General features: G+C 59.4%; 14 protein-coding genes and 1 pseudogene. 8 read left to right on the forward strand and 7 right to left on the reverse strand.

Features of this window, described 5'->3' with window-relative positions; translation table 11 throughout:
* Window positions 1-7: 7 nt before the first annotated feature.
* Complete coding sequence (locus tag IE061_RS18225; protein WP_193461455.1) at window positions 8-1696, reverse strand: methyl-accepting chemotaxis protein; 1689 nt, start codon at window positions 1694-1696, stop codon at window positions 8-10.
* A gap of 476 nt (window positions 1697-2172) precedes the next feature.
* Between IE061_RS18225 and IE061_RS09095 the strand changes: the two genes are divergently transcribed.
* From IE061_RS09095 to IE061_RS09105, 3 genes are read left to right on the forward strand one after another with little or no spacing between them, the layout of a single operon-like run.
* Window positions 2173-3477, forward strand: a complete 1305-nt coding sequence (locus IE061_RS09095; RefSeq protein WP_189463499.1) for a CmpA/NrtA family ABC transporter substrate-binding protein — start codon at window positions 2173-2175, stop codon at window positions 3475-3477.
* A gap of 23 nt (window positions 3478-3500) precedes the next feature.
* Window positions 3501-4352 carry a nitrate ABC transporter permease gene (ntrB, locus tag IE061_RS09100; protein WP_230478421.1) on the forward strand — a complete coding sequence of 284 codons (852 nt, stop codon included), beginning with the start codon at window positions 3501-3503 and terminating at the stop codon, window positions 4350-4352.
* A gap of 16 nt (window positions 4353-4368) precedes the next feature.
* On the forward strand, window positions 4369-5220 hold the full coding sequence (locus IE061_RS09105; RefSeq protein WP_193461456.1) for an ABC transporter ATP-binding protein: 852 nt from the start codon (window positions 4369-4371) through the stop codon (window positions 5218-5220).
* Here IE061_RS09105 and IE061_RS09110 read toward each other — a convergent pair.
* Genes IE061_RS09110 through IE061_RS09120 form a run of 3 tightly spaced genes read right to left on the reverse strand, consistent with a single transcriptional unit; the run spans window position 5217 to window position 8482 of the window.
* Window positions 5217-6140, reverse strand: coding sequence for an amino acid ABC transporter substrate-binding protein (locus IE061_RS09110; RefSeq protein ID WP_230478422.1), 924 nt, complete (start codon window positions 6138-6140; stop codon window positions 5217-5219). The two genes, IE061_RS09105 and IE061_RS09110, sit on opposite strands and share 4 nt — an antisense overlap.
* A gap of 10 nt (window positions 6141-6150) precedes the next feature.
* Window positions 6151-7050 (reverse strand): amino acid ABC transporter substrate-binding protein, encoded by a 900-nt coding sequence (locus IE061_RS09115; protein WP_229800799.1) that lies wholly within the window; start codon window positions 7048-7050, stop codon window positions 6151-6153.
* Window positions 7040-8482: a GGDEF domain-containing protein gene (locus tag IE061_RS09120; protein ID WP_193461457.1), complete on the reverse strand. Its 1443-nt coding sequence runs from the start codon at window positions 8480-8482 to the stop codon at window positions 7040-7042. The genes IE061_RS09115 and IE061_RS09120 overlap by 11 nt, the downstream gene beginning before the upstream one ends.
* 281 nt (window positions 8483-8763) lie before the next feature.
* On the opposite strand from IE061_RS09120, the gene codB reads away from it, so the two are divergent.
* A complete protein-coding gene (gene codB, locus IE061_RS09125) occupies window positions 8764-10029 on the forward strand; it encodes a cytosine permease (protein WP_193461458.1) in 1266 nt (421 codons plus the stop codon).
* A 14-nt stretch (window positions 10030-10043) separates the two neighbouring features.
* Window positions 10044-11297, forward strand: a complete 1254-nt coding sequence (gene codA / locus IE061_RS09130; protein ID WP_016915173.1) for a cytosine deaminase — start codon at window positions 10044-10046, stop codon at window positions 11295-11297.
* Between the two features lie 44 nt (window positions 11298-11341).
* On the opposite strand, the gene IE061_RS09135 is transcribed toward codA, so the two are convergent.
* A complete protein-coding gene (locus IE061_RS09135) occupies window positions 11342-11791 on the reverse strand; it encodes a GNAT family N-acetyltransferase (protein ID WP_081138729.1) in 450 nt (149 codons plus the stop codon).
* Between the two features lie 146 nt (window positions 11792-11937).
* Here IE061_RS09135 and pdxR point away from each other — a divergent pair.
* The 3 genes and pseudogenes from pdxR (at window position 11938) to IE061_RS09150 (ending at window position 14844) form a co-directional block, all read left to right on the forward strand.
* A pseudogene (gene pdxR, locus IE061_RS18315) lies at window positions 11938-13400 on the forward strand (MocR-like pyridoxine biosynthesis transcription factor PdxR).
* Window positions 13401-13497: 97 nt separating this feature from the next.
* The gene (gene pcsA / locus IE061_RS09145; RefSeq protein WP_016915175.1) at window positions 13498-14214 is read left to right on the forward strand and encodes a phosphatidylcholine synthase; all 717 of its coding nucleotides are present in this window, start codon (window positions 13498-13500) and stop codon (window positions 14212-14214) included.
* A 27-nt stretch (window positions 14215-14241) separates the two neighbouring features.
* Complete coding sequence (locus tag IE061_RS09150; RefSeq protein ID WP_193461459.1) at window positions 14242-14844, forward strand: DNA-3-methyladenine glycosylase I; 603 nt, start codon at window positions 14242-14244, stop codon at window positions 14842-14844.
* A gap of 20 nt (window positions 14845-14864) precedes the next feature.
* Here IE061_RS09150 and IE061_RS09155 read toward each other — a convergent pair whose 3' ends face one another.
* Both IE061_RS09155 and IE061_RS09160 read right to left on the reverse strand, forming a co-directional pair.
* Entirely contained in the window at window positions 14865-15818 is a 954-nt protein-coding gene (locus IE061_RS09155; protein WP_193461460.1) for a zinc-dependent alcohol dehydrogenase family protein, read from the reverse strand.
* 48 nt (window positions 15819-15866) lie between these two features.
* Window positions 15867-17303 (reverse strand): aminotransferase-like domain-containing protein, encoded by a 1437-nt coding sequence (locus IE061_RS09160; protein WP_193461461.1) that lies wholly within the window; start codon window positions 17301-17303, stop codon window positions 15867-15869.
* Between the last annotated feature and the right edge of the window lie 135 nt (window positions 17304-17438).

Here is a 17438-nt window from a genome sequence, read left to right on the forward strand (position 1 = left end):
CAGCTTATCAAAACGCTTCCCACTCCTGCTCGGCACTGGCGGCCGCGTTGGGCTTCGGCTTACCCGTAAGCTGGGGGCGCAGCAGCTCGCCGCGGGGCTGTGAAGTAGCCAGCGCGGGCTGACGACGCTCGCTCCCCTGCTCCAGGCGGAATGCCGCCACCACGCCCTCCAGCCGTTCGGCCTGCTCCTCCAGCGAACTGGCCGCCGCAGACGCTTCTTGCACCAGCGCCGCATTCTGCTGGGTGACCTCATCCATCTGAGCGATGGCCTGATTGACCTGCTCGATGCCCGCGCTCTGCTCCTGGGAGGCTGCCGATATTTCATCCATGATGTCGGTGACCCGGCGTACCGACCCGACGACTTCCCGCATGGTGGCACCGGCTTTTTCTACCAGTTGAGAGCCTTCATTGACCTGCGCCGTGGAAGCATCGATCAATCGCTTGATCTCCTTGGCCGCCTCGGCACTGCGGCTGGCCAGGTTGCGTACTTCGCTGGCGACGACCGCGAAACCGCGCCCCTGCTCGCCTGCCCGGGCAGCCTCGACCGAGGCATTGAGCGCCAGAATATTGGTCTGGAAGGCAATCGAGTCGATCACGTTGATGATATCGGCCACCTGCTGGGAGCTCGAAGAAATCCCGTGCATGGTCGAGATGACCTGATCGACCACGTCGCCGCCTTCTACCGCCTTACCCGAAGCATCGTTGGCCAGGGTGCTGGCCTGACGTGCGTTATCGGCGTTCTGCTTCACGGTTTGGGTCAACTGCTCCATGCTGGCGGCGGTTTCCTGCAGGGAGGCTGCCTGCTGCTCGGTGCGCGACGATAAATCCGCGTTGCCCCCGGCAATTTCTCGTGCGCCGATGTAGATCGAGCCGCTGCTGTCGCGCACGGTCGCTACCGTGGCCGCCAGGCCACTCTGCATGCGCTGCATGGCGCTGAACAGCTTGCCAATTTCATTGCTTCCGCGCAGGTCCACGCGGGATGACAGATCGTTTTCGGCAATGCGCTCGAAATGCACCACGGCTTCATCCAGGGGCTTGACGATGGACCTCACCATAGCCATACGCACCAGCACGATGGTCAAAAGCGCAACGATGATCACGGCGATATCGATGTAACCGAACATTTGCACGTCGCGTTCATAGTTGGCCACCAATTGATCACTGTAATCCTCGAGGAAGTCATTGAACGCCATGCTCGATGAGATTAACTCCTGGTTAAGAGAACTAAGGGTTTGCCGTATACTCATCAACTGTACGTAATTACCAGAGGTGACCGCAGCAGCGAGCGGCACAAACCCTTGCTGCATGACCGCATGAAAGTCGGTAATGACGGCATCGGCCAATTCGCCATTGATGTCACGGGGGGACGAAGCCTCGAACTCGGCAAAGTAGCGCTGGGCTGATTGCAAGAAGCCGTCGGCCTCCGCCAGATAGGACTGAGCTTGCTGACGCTGCCCATCCTCAGCCGCTGCGACAGCGTTCATGTAAGCCAACTGAGAAAACCCCACCGAACGTTGAACACGTGCAAGCGGCAACATCTGACCCATCGAAATGGTATCCAGTACTACTAGCGAGCGCGCGCCCCTTTCGCCTGATAAATGAGCGATAAAAGCAACTACCATGATCAATACACCAAAGATGGCCAGTACAACGGTCAGACCTGTTTTTACCGAGATGTTTGCCAATAGCTTGTTCATGTTACCCCCTCGCTGACCAACCAACGTTTGCCAGCCCAGTCGAGAAATCCCTTTCCTTGAATGTGATGCCCGTTACCGAGCCTCAATGCGTTAATCACATTCTGTTGGGAAGTTACCATCTTGACAATAGAGTTCACATTGTTTGACGTTATTGATAACTTGCTAACAACCCTGCTTCTTTTTCGTGCAACTTCGCCAAAACTGCACCATTTCTACGCTGCACCGCATCATCCCTGCCTCCGTCGAGAACAAGACGTCTCTTCGACTCTTATGACTAACCTTTTGAAAAGCTGATATTTCGCAAAAACGACTCAGCCATTTGGCATGTTAGCTGCACAAGACAAGGGGATAGCAAACTGGGCCAACGTGGGCTCGGCGATAAAAAAGATGATCAACAGACAACGGCGTCTGCAACAGCTCCTCAACGGGGCTGATTGCAGGCGCCGTTTTTGTCTCCAAAGGGCAGGAACCGTGTCATGCGCAAAAAAATCTCTTCGTCCCACTCACCGGAACGTCGCCACTTTCTCAAAAGCTCCGCCGCCGTGGTGGGAGGCTCTGCCGTGCTCAGCAGCCTGCCCATGAGCTGGGCTTTTGCCAACGGCGCTTTGGAAACCACGTCGGCCAAACTCGGGTTCATTGCGCTGACGGATGCAGCGCCGCTGTTCGTGGCCGATGAAAAAGGATTTTTTGCCAAGCACGGCATGACCGATGTGGAGGTTCTCAAGCAGTCCTCCTGGGGTACCACCCGAGACAACCTGGTGCTGGGTTCCCAGCGTAACGGGATCGATGGCGCACACATCCTGACGCCCATGCCTTACCTGATCGCCAGCGGTGCCATGACCCCCAACAACATTCCCGTGCCGATGAGCATTCTGGCGCGCCTCAATCTCAACGGGCAGTGCATCTCGGTGGGCGATGAGTACGCCGACCTCAAGGTCGGGCTGGATACCCGTGAGTTTGCCCAGGCTCTGGCGGAAAAGCGCAGTGGAGGCAGCGAAGTCAGCGCTGCCATGACCTTCCCCGGCGGCACCCACGACATGTGGATTCGCTACTGGATGGCCGCCGGGGGCATCGACCCCAACCGCGACATCTCCACCATTACCATTCCCCCCGCCCAGATGGTGGCCAACATGCGGGTGGGCAGTATGGACACCTTCTGCGTGTGCGAGCCCTGGAACCAGCAGTTGATCAACCAGGGCATCGGCTACACCGCCAATACCACCGGCGAGCTGTGGAACGACCACCCGGAAAAAGCCTTCGCCATGCGCAGCGACTACGTCGAAGCCCACCCCAACGCCACCAAAGCGCTGCTGATGGCCATCATGGAAGCGCAAATGTGGTGCGAAGACCCGGCCAACCACGAGGAGATGGCCCAGATCTGCTCACGCCGCCGCTGGATTCATGCGCCTTATGCCGACCTCATTGACCGTATTCAGGGCAATTTCGATTACGGCACCGGGCGCGTCGTGGAAAACCATCCGCACATGATGCGCTACTGGGACAAGCACGCCTCCTACCCCTTCAAGAGCCACGACCTGTGGTTCCTGACCGAGAACAAGCGCTGGGGCTACTTGCCGCAGGACTTCGACAGCGCGGCCTTGATCGAGCAGGTCAACCGCGAAGACCTGTGGCGAGAAGCCGCTCACGCCCTTGGCGTGGCCTCGGCAGACATTCCGGACTCCACCTCTCGCGGCGTCGAAACGCTGTTCGACGGCAAGGTCTTCGACCCGGAAAACCCGCAAGCCTACCTCGATAGCCTGGAGATCAAGGCGCTGGCCTGAGCCAGGCAGCCTGGGAGAGCCTCATGACGACTTCATCAAGAACCAATACGCTGTCTACCCCCATGCCAGGCGTGCACCCTGTGCTGCTACGCCTGCGCGATACCCTGGTCAAAAACGTGCTGCCGCCGGTGGTCGTGCTGGCCATTCTGATCGGCCTATGGGAAGCGCTGTGCTCCCATCCTGGCGCGGCGCTGCCGCCGCCCTCGCAGGTGCTCAACGATACCTGGGAGCTGATCATTCATCCCTTCTACGACTACGGCGGCAACGACAAGGGCATGGGCTGGCAGGTTCTGGCCAGCCTGGAGCGCGTTGCCTATGGCTACCTGCTGGCGGTGGTGGTAGGCATCAGCCTGGGCGTGCTGGTGGGCCAATCGACCTGGGCCCTGCGTGGCCTCGACCCAGTGTTTCAGGTGCTGCGCACCGTGCCTCCGCTGGCCTGGCTGCCGATTTCACTGGCCGGGTTTCAGGACAGCACTCCTTCGGCCATCTTTGTGATTTTCATCACCGCCATCTGGCCCATCATCATCAACACCTCGGTGGGGGTGCGTAATATCCCCGAGGATTACCGCAACGTGGCCCGCGTGATTCGCCTCAACGGCATGGAGTATTTCACCCGTATCATGCTGCCCGCCGCCGCACCCTATATCTTCTCGGGCCTGCGCATTGGAGTAGGGCTTTCCTGGCTGGCCATCGTGGCCGCCGAGATGCTGATTGGCGGCGTGGGCATCGGCTTTTTCATCTGGGACGCCTGGAATGCCTCCATGCTCAGCGACATCGTGCTGGCACTCATCTACGTGGGCATCGTGGGCTTCATTCTTGACCGCATCGTGGCCTTCATCGGCCAGTGCGTGACCCGTGGCACCACCCAAAGCTAACCCAGGAGATTGGATCATGGCTTCACACTATTTAAGCGTCGAGCAGGTGGACATGACCTTTGCCACCAAAGGTGCCACTACCAACGTGCTCAAGGAGATCGACCTGGGCGTCGCCAAGGGTGAGTGCATCTCGATCATTGGCCATTCGGGCTGCGGCAAGTCGACCCTGCTCAACATCATCGCCGGGCTCACCTCCTCGACCTCTGGCGCGGTCATCCTGGATGGCAAGGAGGTCAATGCGCCAGGCCCCGACCGCAGCGTGGTCTTCCAAAACCACTCGTTACTGCCCTGGCTCACGGTGTACGAAAACGTGGCGCTGGCAGTGAACAAGACCTTTGCCCGCCGCAAGACCAAGGCCGAACGCCACGCCTGGATCCTCAAGAATCTGGACATGGTCGGTATGTCCCATGCCCTCGACAAACGCCCTTCAGAGATTTCCGGCGGCATGAAGCAGCGGGTAGGGATCGCCCGCGCTCTGGCCATGGAGCCCAAGGTACTGCTGCTGGATGAGCCGTTTGGCGCCCTGGATGCGCTGACACGCGCCCACCTGCAAGAAGAGGTGATGCGCATTCAGGACGAGCTGGGGAATACCGTCATCATGATCACCCACGATGTGGATGAGGCCGTGCTGCTGTCTGATCGTATCGTGATGCTGACCAACGGCCCCTCGGCGCGCATTGGCGAAATTCTCGACATCGACCTGCCGCGCCCCCGCAACCGTATCACGCTGGCCGACGACCCCCGCTACAACCGCTACCGCCAGGAAGTGCTGCGCTTCCTGTACGAAAAGCAGCGCAAGGTAGAGCACCTGGCCGAACGACGCGAGAAAGCCCCCAGTACTGCCACGGCTAAAAAAGCCCGCGCCTAGTCCTGTAAAACAGCCTGAGGGGTGATCTGAGGGGAGGCCTGGGGATTGGCAAAGTGGTTTTTCAGCGTTTCGCTCAGCGGCACGTTCAGAGTAAGTTCTTTGCCGGGCAACGGCTGCAGGAACCACCGCTCATAAAGCGCCAGCATCTCATCACTTTGATAGATCTGGCGCAGCGCCTGGTTCACCTGCTCGACAAAAGCGTCATCGCCTCGGCGCATCAGCAGCCCCAGCGGCTCCTCCGCCGTTATCGCCTCTTCCGACAGGCGATAGGCCGCGGGGTTGCCGGTTTCTGCCATCATCGTGCTCAGCAGAATGTCATCCATGGCAAACGCCGCCACCCGCTCATGGGTGACCAGGTCAAAAGCCTCCTGAAGCGTTTCCACCGGCACCACCGACAGGTTCAAACGCTGCTCGCGGTTGGCCAGATTGATCTGCCCCACGTTCACCGTTCCGCGCGCCACACTGACGCTGCGCCCCGCCAGATCCTGCAACGTGGCAAACCCATGTTTGGCCAGCGCAACATAGCGCACGGAGACGAAAAAGTGGCTCAGCGAAAAATCCGCACTACGGCGGCGCTCTGCCGTATTCGTACTGGCATTGCATTCGATATCGATCACACCGCTGTTCAATAATTGAACTCGGTTACCCGGGGTACGGAAGACGTATTCGATCTCCAGGTGGGGAAGTGCCAGTTGCTGCTGTAAATGCTCGGCCACCCGCTGACACAGCTCGATGGTATACCCCACCACGCGGCCCTGATCATCCGCATAGGAAAAAGGCGCCGTATCGCCATAGCCAACTCGCAGCGTGCCGGTTTCCCTGAGGCGTTCCAAGGTGTCGATCTCGGCAGCGAACGCCAACGCACTGGCGCCCAAGGAGGCCATCAACCCCACCCACCAGCGCCTGTATCTTCGTGACATGACTCACTCCTTACTCAGCGAATGCTTCCGGGTGTGCCAGAACGGCCTCCAGCTGAGGGCTCATGGGTAGCCCCACCACCTGCTGGTCGGGCGGAATGGGAGACAAGAACCACTTCTCATAAAGCGCCAGCATGTCGCCACTCTGATAGAGCGCGCGTAACGCTTCATTGACCCAGGCTAAAAACTCGGGGTCGTCACGGCGCAACATCAGGCCATACGGTTCGGGGTCACTCAGCGCTTCCGACGAGATATGAAAGCGCTCGGGAGAGGCATCGGACGCCACCAGGCCCGCCAGCAAGATATCGTCCATCACGAACGCAGACGCCTGCTCGGCAGCTACCATGGTGAACGCTTCGTCGTGGGAGCGACTCAGCATGACCGAGATATTGAGGCCTTGCTCCCGGTTCATGGCATTGAGCTGCTCGATATTGAGCGTCCCTGTGGTCGATACGACGCTGCGCCCTGTCAGGTCTTCGATGCGATCCAGCGCATTCTTCGCCAGCGACACATAGCGAGTAGTACTGAAGTAATGGGGATAGGAAAATGCTGCCTGCCGACGCCGCTCTGCGGTATTGGTCGTCACACCACACTCAAGGTCGATATCGCCCTTGCTCAGCAGGATGAAGCGGTTGGCGGGCGTCACCGGCACGAAGGTGACTGCCAGCGCAGGCCCACCCAGCCGAGCGCTGATGCTGTCGACCACTGCTTGGCAAATATCGATGGAGTAGCCGATGGGCCGCCCTTCCACCACGTAGGAGAACGGCTCCTCGTGTTCTCGGTGCCCAATCAGAATGGTGTGATCCTGCTGAATACGCGCAAGCGTCGGGCCTGTCTGGGCGCTGGCCGTGCCCATGGCCAGCAGCAGCAAGCCCATCAACGCGATATACCGCCCGATCACGCTACACGTCATGGCTGGCTCCCATGGTCATGCCGCTACTGAACACCTGATAACGCCCTCGACCCATGGCCTTGGCGGCGTAAAGCGCCACATCGGCACTGCGCAACAGCGTATGGCTGCTTTCGCCATCCCGGGGGGCCAGGGCAATCCCGATGCTGACACCAATCTGGACGCGCTCTCCCTGCAGGTCAAAGGGTTCGCGCAGCGCAGCGACCAGCCGCCCTGCCCGCACACTGGCTTCGTCCAGCGCATGGTGGTGAACAGGCTGGAGAATCGCGAACTCATCGCCTCCCAGGCGCGCCACCAGCTCACGCTCGGCCAACAGCCGCTGTACCCGTCGGCTGGCCTGGACCAGCAGTTCATCCCCGGCGGCATGCCCTAACGTATCGTTGACGGCCTTGAAGCGATCCAGGTCAAAAATCATCACATTGAAGCGCTCGCCTCCCGACAGCTGCGCGACGGCGACCTGCAAGGCCTCGTTGAACTGAACACGGTTAGGCAGCTTGGTCAGCGCATCGTGGTGCGCCAGGTGCTGGAACTTGAGCGCCTCCTCCTTGACCTCAAGCAGCAGCTCGCGCTCGACGACTTTTTTGCGTAACGCTTCAATGGCCTGGGCCATACAGCCAATCTCATCCTGGCGCTGTGTGTAGGGCGTTGCCTGCTCGGTTCGGTTATGGGAAATATGCGTCAACGCCTTGATCAGACGCGGCACGGGCTTGAACAGCTGATGCATCAGCAGGCTCAACAGCAAGGCCGTGGCCAACAGCACGATGCCCAGTGAGGCGACGACTTTCAGCAGAAGCTCGCGGTGCACCTGGTACAGCGTCGCCTTGGTGCCAATGGTGGCAACCGACACCCCCCATAACTCCCCCTGAGGAGACACGATGGGCAATGCGCTGATGAAGTGCTCCTGCTCGCCAAGCCGGGCAAAGCCCACGTACAGCTCACTGCCAGAAGCAGCCAGCGACAGCTCTGGGACGTGGGGGAGTTCGAGCGTGGTCTCTTCACCGTGGTGGGCATCGGCGACCATGGCGAAGCCGCCATCTGGCAAACGTGAAAACAGCCAGACGTTGTGGCGCGTTTGCGCACTCGCCAGCGCCAACACATCCACAGGGCTGAACCCCGTACTGAGCACCGAGTCTTCATCCCCAATGGGCTGTTCGGACACCAGGTGCGTCACTTGGCCTGAGAGGTCCGTGCGTACCGCGACATTCGTGTAGATACGCCGAATCGTGGCGCTCACGATCTGGGCATTCACCAGCGCTTCCCGGGCCCACTGTTCGCGTGCACTGCGCTCCACGATGGCAAAGCCCAGCAAGGCCCCCATGGAGTAGGCAAAGACTACCCCCAGCACCATGAATACCGCCACTTTACCGACCAGCGTCCGGTACCAGGGCAACCGGACGGCTGGCGACGGTGGCTCTTCCGAGCTTGATGGTTTCATATTGGCCGACTCCCCCTCAGCCACGTCTTGCCACATCGCCCATTGCTGATCATCGATCCTGTCAATGGCACGTTAGCGCCACGCCATGCAGAGCGCTCGTTACCTTGTGATGCGCGTGCGCGTTCGTTATTTCTGTCTTCTTTTCGCAAACTACCATTAAAGACGCGCACGAGTAGCTAAAAATTTAAACGTTTCTTGTTACCTGACCACGTCTGATTGGCATGCGGCTTGCTGCATCTTTCTTGACCATGACACGCGACGACGTATCGAAGGGGAAAAAGATGCACCATTCAGACTACCCACTTAGCGAAGTACCCCTCCAAGCTCGGAAAGGGCTACTCTCTACCTCAGCGGTACTGCTTGGCTTTACCTTTTTCACCGCCACCATGTGGGCGGGTGGCTCCCTGGGCCAAGCCTTCCCGATTGGCCAGTTACTGTGGATTATCGTGGCAGGCAACCTGCTACTGGGTATCTACGCAGCAACGCTGGCTTATATCGCCTGCCAGAGCGGCCTGAATGCCGTCCTGATGGGGCGGTTCTGCTTCGGCGAAAAAGGCAGCAAACTCTCTGACATTATCCTCGGCTTCACCCAGATTGGTTGGTACGCCTGGGGAACCGCCACGATAGCCCTGGTGCTGGTACGCACCACGGGGATGCCTGAATGGCTGGAAATCCCCTTGATGGTGCTGTTTGGCTTTGGATTCTGCGTGACCGCCATGATCGGCTATCGAGGCATGGACTGGCTGTCGCGCTTCGCCGTACCCGCCATGATGCTCTTCATCTTGATCAGCCTGTTCACCGGGCTGGTCGATGTGCGCGGCTTTGCAGGATTAAGCCAGCAAACGCCAACGGAAAGTATGAGTGTCGCAGCGGCGATCACCGTGATTATCGGTACCTTCATCAGCGGTGGCACCCAGGCGACCAACTGGAGTCGCTTTGCCAAGACGCCGAAAGTTGCGGTGATCGCAACGCTGGGCGCTTTTTTCATTGGCAATGGATTGATGGTGCTGACCGGTGCCTTGGGCACGATGATTTACCAGCAGGCAGATATCGTCGATGTTCTCATTGCCCAAGGCTTTCTCTCCCTCGCGGTATTGATGCTGTTCCTGAACATATGGACGACCCAGGACAACACGATTTACAACTTCGCCGTGGCGGGATGCAACTTGCTGCGCACCGAAAAGCGCCGCTTGGTCACCGTCAGCGGCGCCGCCATTGGTACCGTGCTGGCGGTAGGTGGCATGTACAACCTGCTCATTCCATTTCTGGTGCTGCTCGGCACGTTTATCCCTCCCATGGGCGGAGTGATCATGGCTGATTTTTGGCTCAAGCACCGAGGCCGCTACCCTGCTTTGGCCTATGCGCAGCTACCCAATTTCAATCGGCGTGGCCTCGCCGCCTATGCCATTGGTGCCGGGGCTGCCTATTTTTCTCCGTTACTACCGCCGCTGGTGGGAGTCGCAGTCGCGGCAGGCAGCTACGCCGTGCTGCTACGTATGAAGCACGCTACGCTGGGTGATAGCTTCCCATCGACGGCCAAACAATAAGTGAGCACCTGTTTATGAACATGCAGATCATCAATGCCCGCCTTCGCCAACGCCCTGGGCTTTATCGGCTGGACATCGAGAACGGCGTCTTCACCGCAATCACCGCTCAGGATGCGCCGCAAACGGCAGGCGAAGGCCAGAGGGATGCGGGCGGCAAACTGCTGTGTGCGCCGTTTATCGAGCCGCATATCCACCTGGATGCGGCCCTGACCGCTGGCGAGCCTCACTGGAACCAGAGCGGCACGCTGTTCGAGGGCATCGAACGCTGGGGGGAGCGTAAACCGTTGCTCGACGAGGCGGACATTCGGGAGCGCGTACTGAAGACCCTCAACCTGTTGATCGGCAACGGCGTGCAGTTCGTGCGCACCCATGCCGACACCAGCGACCCCAGCCTGGTAGGCCTGAAAACCCTTTGCACACTGCGAGACGAGCTGAAGGACAAAATCGACATTCAGGTGGTGGCCTTTCCACAGGATGGCCTGCTCTCTTACCCTGGCGGCGACAAGCTCATGGAAGAGGCGCTGGAGTTTGGCGCCGATGTGGTAGGCGGCATTCCTCACTTCGAGTACACACGAGAGTTGGGCGTGGCGTCCATGAAGCGCGTCATCGAACTGGCCATCAAGTACGACCGCCTGGTGGATGTACACTGCGACGAAATCGATGATCCCAACTCGCGGTTTCTCGAAGTGCTCGCCTGTGAGGCACTGTTTCATGAGCTGGGCAGCCGCGTGACCGCCAGCCACACCACCGCCATGCACTCCTACGACAACGCCTACTGTTCGAAGCTGTTTCTGCTGCTCAAGCGTTCGGGCATCAACTTCATTTCCTGCCCCACCGAGAGCATCCACCTGCAAGGGCGCTTCGACACCTATCCCAAACGGCGCGGCGTGACACGCGTCAAGGAACTCAACGAAGCCGGTATCAACGTCTGTTTTGCCGAAGACTCCATCTTCGACCCCTGGTACTCGCTGGGCAACGGCAAACTGCTGCGAACGCTGGATTTTGGCCTGCATATCTGCCAGATGATGGGCTATCAGGACTTCAGCCAGGCGCTGTCGCTGATCACCGACAACAGCGCCCGCACGCTCAACATCGAGGCACGTTATGGTATCGAGGTGGGCAAACCCGCCAGCTTCAACCTGCTGGATGGAGAAGACGACTACAGCGTGCTACGCAACCAGGGTGACGTACTGCTCTCCGTCCGCCACGGTGACATCATCATGCAGCGGGAGCCCGCACGCATCGTGACGCCACCATGGCTTGGTTAGGGCTTGCGGCAAAAACCATCCACTAAGTGGGAGTGTAAAAACGTTTACTTTATGTCGAGCAAATAGCCATAAAACGCCGTATTGCGCTGCCAGCCCAGTGACTCGTAAAGCGCTTGGGCGCGCTGATTCTCTACCTGTGTCATGAGGATCAAGCGTGCGACTCCATGCTCCTGGGCCAGCCTGGCGGCGGCTTCCATCAACGCTCTGCCGGTGCCTTGCGTGCGCGACGCTGGCTGCACGAAGAGGTCATTGAGCGTCCACCGAGCATTCAGCCCCACGGTGGAAACACCCGGATAGAGCTGCACGAACCCTGTCAGTGAGCCATCGCTCGCCTCACTGACGAGAATGTAGGAGTCGCCCAGCCCCATCCGCAATTCGAGAAACCTCCGTGCAGCCGGCAAGTCGCTGGGCTGTTGGTAAAATTGGCGATAGCCATCGAGCAGCTCACTCAAGGGAGCCAAGTCATCAAACACCGCTGGACGAATCTGGGTCATGTCATTGCCTCGATAGTCATGGAGTAATGCCCCAGTCTGCCGCTATAGTGGTTCCTTAAAAAGAGCCACTTTGCACCCTTTCAGGAGAACCAGTGAAACAGAGCGCCAGCGACAGTGACTGGATCATCGACGCATTGGCCTTGCGCATGCATCAACACGCAACGCGATCACTCAGTCAGCGGCTATACCATCCGCTCAAGGAGTGGGTACGCCAGGGTAAACTCACGGCGGGCCAGCGGCTGCCTTCGTCACGTCACATGTCGGATGCGCTGGGCGTCAGCCGCAATACCGTCCTCGCGGCAACGGACAGGCTGCTGGCCGAGGGGCTGCTGGTGGCACGCCAAGGGGCGGGGCTTTACGTAGCGCAGTTGCCTCGCGTGCTGGATACCGAGACCGCACCGCCTCCAAAGGCCGTTCACTACTCTTCCCGCGGGCGCACCCTATTGGCGCTGAGCAAGACGCTCAGCAACGGCTACCGGGCGTTCTCACCCGGCGTACCCGCCCTGGACCTGTTTCCTGAAGCGCAGTGGCAACGGCTTGTGCGCCAGCATCAGCGCAACGCCGATGTAGCGTGGATGGATTATCAGACCGACGGCGGGCTGGCAGCATTGAAAGTGGCGATCAGCGACTACCTGAGGCTCTCTCGAGCGGTACGCTGCCAGCCTGAACAGGTCATCATCACTAGCAAGCCTTCGAGCTGATCACCCAGCTACTGACCGACCCTGACGACGCGGTCTGGATGGAAGAGCCTGGCTACGGCGGTGCCAAAGCCTGCTTTCTGGCAGCTGGGCTCGATGTCACGCCCGTTCCCGTTGATGCCGATGGGCTCGACCCGGCTCTGGGCGAAAAGAGTGCTCCCGCCCCTCGACTGATCTATACCACCCCCTCCCATCAATACCCCACCGGCGTGACCATGCCCGTCACTCGTCGGTTGGCACTGCTGGACGTCGCCGAACGCTGCGGTGGATGGATCATCGAAGACGATTACGACAGTGAGTTTCGCTATGACACCCCACCGCTCCCATCACTCCAGGGGCTGACCGAGCAGGCGCCGGTCATTTATGTGGGCACGTTCAGCAAAGTCCTGTATCCCGGTTTGCGCCTGGGCTATCTGGTCGCCCCGCCTGAACTCGCTCCCGATGTGTGCCGGGCCCAGGCCCGTTTACATCGAGAGGGTCACTACCCACTCCAGTCGGCACTGGCCGCCTTCATGGCCAGTGGCCACTTCACCCGCCACATCACCCGCATGCGGACGGCCTACCGTCACCGCCAAAGCTGTTTACGCGCCGCCCTGGCCCCCGCCGTTGCGGCAGGTTTACGGTTATCGGAGGGGCATGCTGGCATGCACTTGCTGGCCGAGCTGAGCAGTATCGAGGAGGAAACGGCTCTGGTCAGTCATGCTGCCCAAGCGGGCATTACACTGTCGCCACTGTCACATTACTACCTTTCCGCCAACAAGCGATTCGGTTTGGTGCTTGGCTATGCCAGTGCCAACGAACAGACCCTGGCCTGGGCAGGACAGTGGCTGAGCAACGCGTATCTGGCCCATCAAACCCGCACTCCCGACACGCCACTTTCCCGCGATGGTCACAAGACCAACGTATTCTAGGGGGGCACTCTTGTAGTAGTGTAGCGTTCTTTATACGCTCATTTATAAACCTGATAGAAAGGGAACGGCCGTTCCCCATGGGGTCAAGGTGGCTCAATTGCTCTCTTCACACACAGAATCGCGCGCCTCGGTCTACAAGGCCTGGAGCGTGCATGTCTTCACTGCCAGCGGTGTCTTGCTGGGCACCATGGCGCTGTTGGCGCTGATCGATAACAACCCCGTGGCCTGCCTGCTGTGGCTAGGCGCCGCCATGATGGTAGACGGCCTGGACGGCACCCTGGCGCGCAAGTATGAAGTGAAGACCATTCTGCCCCACTTCGATGGCTCCACGCTGGATATGGTGATCGACTATCTCACCTGGGCATTCATCCCGGCGCTGTTCATCTACTTTTTCGTCGAGCTGCCCACCCACTTCGAACTGCTCTCGGTCTTCATCATCCTGCTCTCCTCCATGTTCTGCTTTTGCAACGTGAACATGAAAAGCCAGGACAACTACTTTGTCGGTTTTCCTGCTGCCTGGAACATCATCGCCGCCTACTTCTACATTCTTGATTTTCCGCCGTTTGTCACCTTCGCGATCATTCTGCTCATGGCGGCCCTCACCGTCACCCGCATGAAGTTTCTGCACCCTTTCCGGGTACGGCAATTCATGCCGCTGAACATCACGGTCACGCTGGTGTGGTGTGTCTGCACGACTTCGCTGATTCTCTCGAACCCCACCCATGCCGCCTGGGCCTTGTGGGGCTGGGTGCTGACATCGGTCTACTTCACCGGCATGTGCCTGTGGCGCACCGCTCGGGAATGGTTTGCCTGATCCTCTGACCACCACGGTACACGACTGATGACGAACGGCTTTATCGCCCCGGATGGGCAACCCCGCTGCCAGTGGTGCGCAGGAGCGCCGGAATTCCTGCCGTACCACGACCAGGAGTGGGGGTTTCCGGTCGATAACGACCAGCGCCTGTTCGAAAAACTTTGCCTGGAAAGCTTTCAGTCGGGGCTCAGCTGGCGCACGATCCTCAATAAGCGCGACAACTTTCGCGCCGCTTTTCACCACTTCGATTTTCATCAGGTAGCCCTCTTTGGCGAACAGGACGTGGAGCGCTTACTGCAAGACGCGGGCATCATTCGTCATCGTGGCAAAATCGAAGCCACCATCAATAACGCCCAGCGCGCCCAGGAGATGGTCGAGCAGGAAGGGTCGCTGGCGGCGTTCTTCTGGCGCTATGAGCCCAGCGACACCGTGGCCCCTCAATCGCAGACCACCTCACCAGAATCCATCGCCATGGCGAAGGAGCTGAAAAAACGCGGCTGGAAATTCTTCGGCCCCACCACGGCGTTCGCCTTTATGCAGGCCATGGGGCTGCTCAACGACCACTCGCTCCACTGCATCACACGCGAACAGGTGGAGCAGGCGCGCAGGCAGTTTCAGCGCCCGGGCTGATTTGCTACGGTCATCATCGCCTACGCCAGGCGAGTAAAGTCCAATAGGCTTTTCTGGCTCTGTGGCTGCAGCACCGCCTCGACCGCTCGCTGCCAATCCTGCCATGCAAACACGCGATAATTCGGCATCTCTAGCTGGCTCAGCAGCTTCCAGATGGCCAGGAACTGATGCTGCCAGGTGTCTGCAGGCATCCTGGCCAAGCTATCGCGCAGATGAAACCTTCTGTAATGAGCGCGAGGTTTGCCATCCAATTGAACAGCCTGCCCCGTCAATAACCCATAGGCGATAAACATCGCACCAGGCGCCATTGACTGCAGAATGTTCGAGGCCACTGGACCGCCCAAGGCGTCAAAGACCACATCGGACACGCGCGCCACATGGGTGATCTGCGACGTATCCTGAAGAGATAGCGTCCGAATACCCAGCTGTTCGAGGCGGGCGGCTCGGCTCTCGGAGCGATATACCCCAATGACTTCACGAGCCCCATGCTGGTAGGCCCACGTTCCCAGGTATTCCGCGCAATTCGAACCCGCGCCAGTGAGCAGCACACGCTTGCCCCTGACAGGCCACATTTCCAGCATCGTCAAGGCTGCCAGGGGATTGATGTAGGCCCGTGCAGCCACAGCATCAGGAATGTCATCCGGGACAGGCACGGCAAACGCAGGGTCACAATCCACAAGCGTCTGCCAAGTGCCTTCACCGCGTAGTGGAAGCACACGTTTTCCGATCAGCGAAGCATACGCTTGAGGTGCCTCCATCACGCGCCCTACGCCTTCGTAGCCCGCAACGGCGGGCAGTGCTATGCGATGCGAGTACGCTCCGTGGATGGGAATCAGGTCAGAGGGATTCACGGGAGCGCACAGCATACTGACCCTGAGCTTATTCGCGCTCAGATCAGGCACCTCAGCCGTTTCCATGTTCAATGTTTCAAGCGGATTACCGAAGGTCCGGTAGGTGAGAGCATGGCAATGCATGGCCAGCTACCTCGACGAGCATATAAATGAAAACAAGCGGATATAAAACTATACCGTCTCATGCGCCTGCACTTCTTCCACCATCTCTGTCGCCATATTCCCGACGGTGCGCACCGCGTCTTCGATGGCGGGAGTGAGCGTAAACGCATAGTTCAGCCGCAGGCACTGGCGGAACTTGCCGGAGGCGGAGAACAGCGAGCCCGGCGCCACGTGGATGGCATGCTGCGCCAGACGCTGATTGAGCTTCACGCAATCCACCGCGGCGGGTAACTCTACCCATAGCAGGAAGCTGCCCTGGGGGTAGCTGATGCCCGAACCAGGCGGGAAGTAGCGCTGCACCCAACCGATCATGACGTCTCGCTGGCGCTGGTATTGCCGGGTCACGTGGCGCAGGTGCCGCTCGTAATGCCCTTTGGCAACGAACTCCGCCACGGCCAGTTGGGGCAGCGTGGCTGAAGCACCGGTGGAGACGTATTTCATGTGCAGCGCCTGATCGCGATAACGCCCCGGCGCCAGCCAGCCCACCCGTAGCCCCGGCCCCACCGTTTTGGAAAAGCCGCTGCACAACATCACGCGGCCATCGTCATCGAAGGATTTCACGGTGCGCGGTCTTGGCAGGCTAAAGGACAAGTCACCGTAAATATCGTCTTCGATAATCGCCACATCGAAACGCTGGGCAAGCTGAAACAGCGCCCGCTTGCGAGCCTCCGGCATGGTGTACCCCAACGGGTTATTGTAGGTGGGCGTGACCTGTATGGCGCGGATCGGCCACTGCTCCAACGCCAGCTCCAGCGCCTCAAGGCTGATGCCCGTTTGCGGATCAGTGGGGATTTCCAATGCCTTCAGACCATTGGCTTTCAAAATCTGCATGGTGCCGTAAAAACTGGGCGAGTCGACGGCCACCACATCGCCGGGCTGTGTCAGCGTGCGCAAGGCAATAGCCAGCGCTTCCTGACAGCCCGTGGTGATCAGCAGATCATCTGGATGCAGCAGGCAGCCAGACGCGACCGCGAGCCTGGCGACTTGCTGGCGCAGCTCGGGACTGCCGCTCAGCTTGTCATAGTTGAAACCATGCAGATCATTGCGACGGTGAAGACCCGCCAAGATTCTGGAGAGCAGGCGCAGCGTCTCGTACTCCAGGTTAGGCACTCCCCGCCCCAACAGCAGCCGCTGATCATCGCGCTGGGTAGCCACGAGCTCCAGCACCTGATCCCATTGAGAGATGTCCAGCGGCCGCTGGGCAGGCCGCGACATGGACGGCAGCACCGAGGGTGCTCGGCTCGGCAGCACGAAGTAACCCGACTTGGGCCGCGACTCGATCAACGCCACATCCATCAGTTGCCGGTAGGCTTCCTGGGCCGTCGAGATACTCACGTCCAGCTCCTGGCACACCGCTCGAATGGAGGGCAGGCGGTCGCCCACACGGTAGATACCGTGCTCGATACGCTCGCGCAGGATAGCGGCGACTTCTTCATAGCGCGTCATGACAATCCCCTTCTTATAGCCCACCCTACCATACAGATGGCGTGCCCAACTGCCATACAGAGGTATAACACGCCCATCTGTATCTTAAAAATAAAAAAACCTATGTCTGTATCAAAAAAACGGCGCCGAATAATC

The organism is Vreelandella hamiltonii, from assembly GCF_014651795.1.
Taxonomy (GTDB): Bacteria; Pseudomonadota; Gammaproteobacteria; order Pseudomonadales; family Halomonadaceae; genus Vreelandella; species Vreelandella hamiltonii.

Coding starts and splice junctions, on each gene's coding strand:
- IE061_RS18225 (WP_193461455.1), bottom strand. CDS start 1,696: ATGAACAAGCTATTGGCAAACATCTCGGTAAAAACAGGTCTGACCGTT.
- IE061_RS09135 (WP_081138729.1), bottom strand. CDS start 11,791: ATGACCCAGATTCGTCCAGCGGTGTTTGATGACTTGGCTCCCTTGAGT.
- codA (WP_016915173.1), top strand. CDS start 10,044: ATGAACATGCAGATCATCAATGCCCGCCTTCGCCAACGCCCTGGGCTT.
- ntrB (WP_230478421.1), top strand. CDS start 3,501: ATGACGACTTCATCAAGAACCAATACGCTGTCTACCCCCATGCCAGGC.
- IE061_RS09160 (WP_193461461.1), bottom strand. CDS start 17,303: ATGACGCGCTATGAAGAAGTCGCCGCTATCCTGCGCGAGCGTATCGAG.
- IE061_RS09115 (WP_229800799.1), bottom strand. CDS start 7,050: ATGACGTGTAGCGTGATCGGGCGGTATATCGCGTTGATGGGCTTGCTG.
- codB (WP_193461458.1), top strand. CDS start 8,764: ATGCACCATTCAGACTACCCACTTAGCGAAGTACCCCTCCAAGCTCGG.
- IE061_RS09095 (WP_189463499.1), top strand. CDS start 2,173: ATGCGCAAAAAAATCTCTTCGTCCCACTCACCGGAACGTCGCCACTTT.
- IE061_RS09150 (WP_193461459.1), top strand. CDS start 14,242: ATGACGAACGGCTTTATCGCCCCGGATGGGCAACCCCGCTGCCAGTGG.
- IE061_RS09105 (WP_193461456.1), top strand. CDS start 4,369: ATGGCTTCACACTATTTAAGCGTCGAGCAGGTGGACATGACCTTTGCC.
- IE061_RS09155 (WP_193461460.1), bottom strand. CDS start 15,818: ATGCATTGCCATGCTCTCACCTACCGGACCTTCGGTAATCCGCTTGAA.
- IE061_RS09120 (WP_193461457.1), bottom strand. CDS start 8,482: ATGAAACCATCAAGCTCGGAAGAGCCACCGTCGCCAGCCGTCCGGTTG.
- IE061_RS09110 (WP_230478422.1), bottom strand. CDS start 6,140: ATGTCACGAAGATACAGGCGCTGGTGGGTGGGGTTGATGGCCTCCTTG.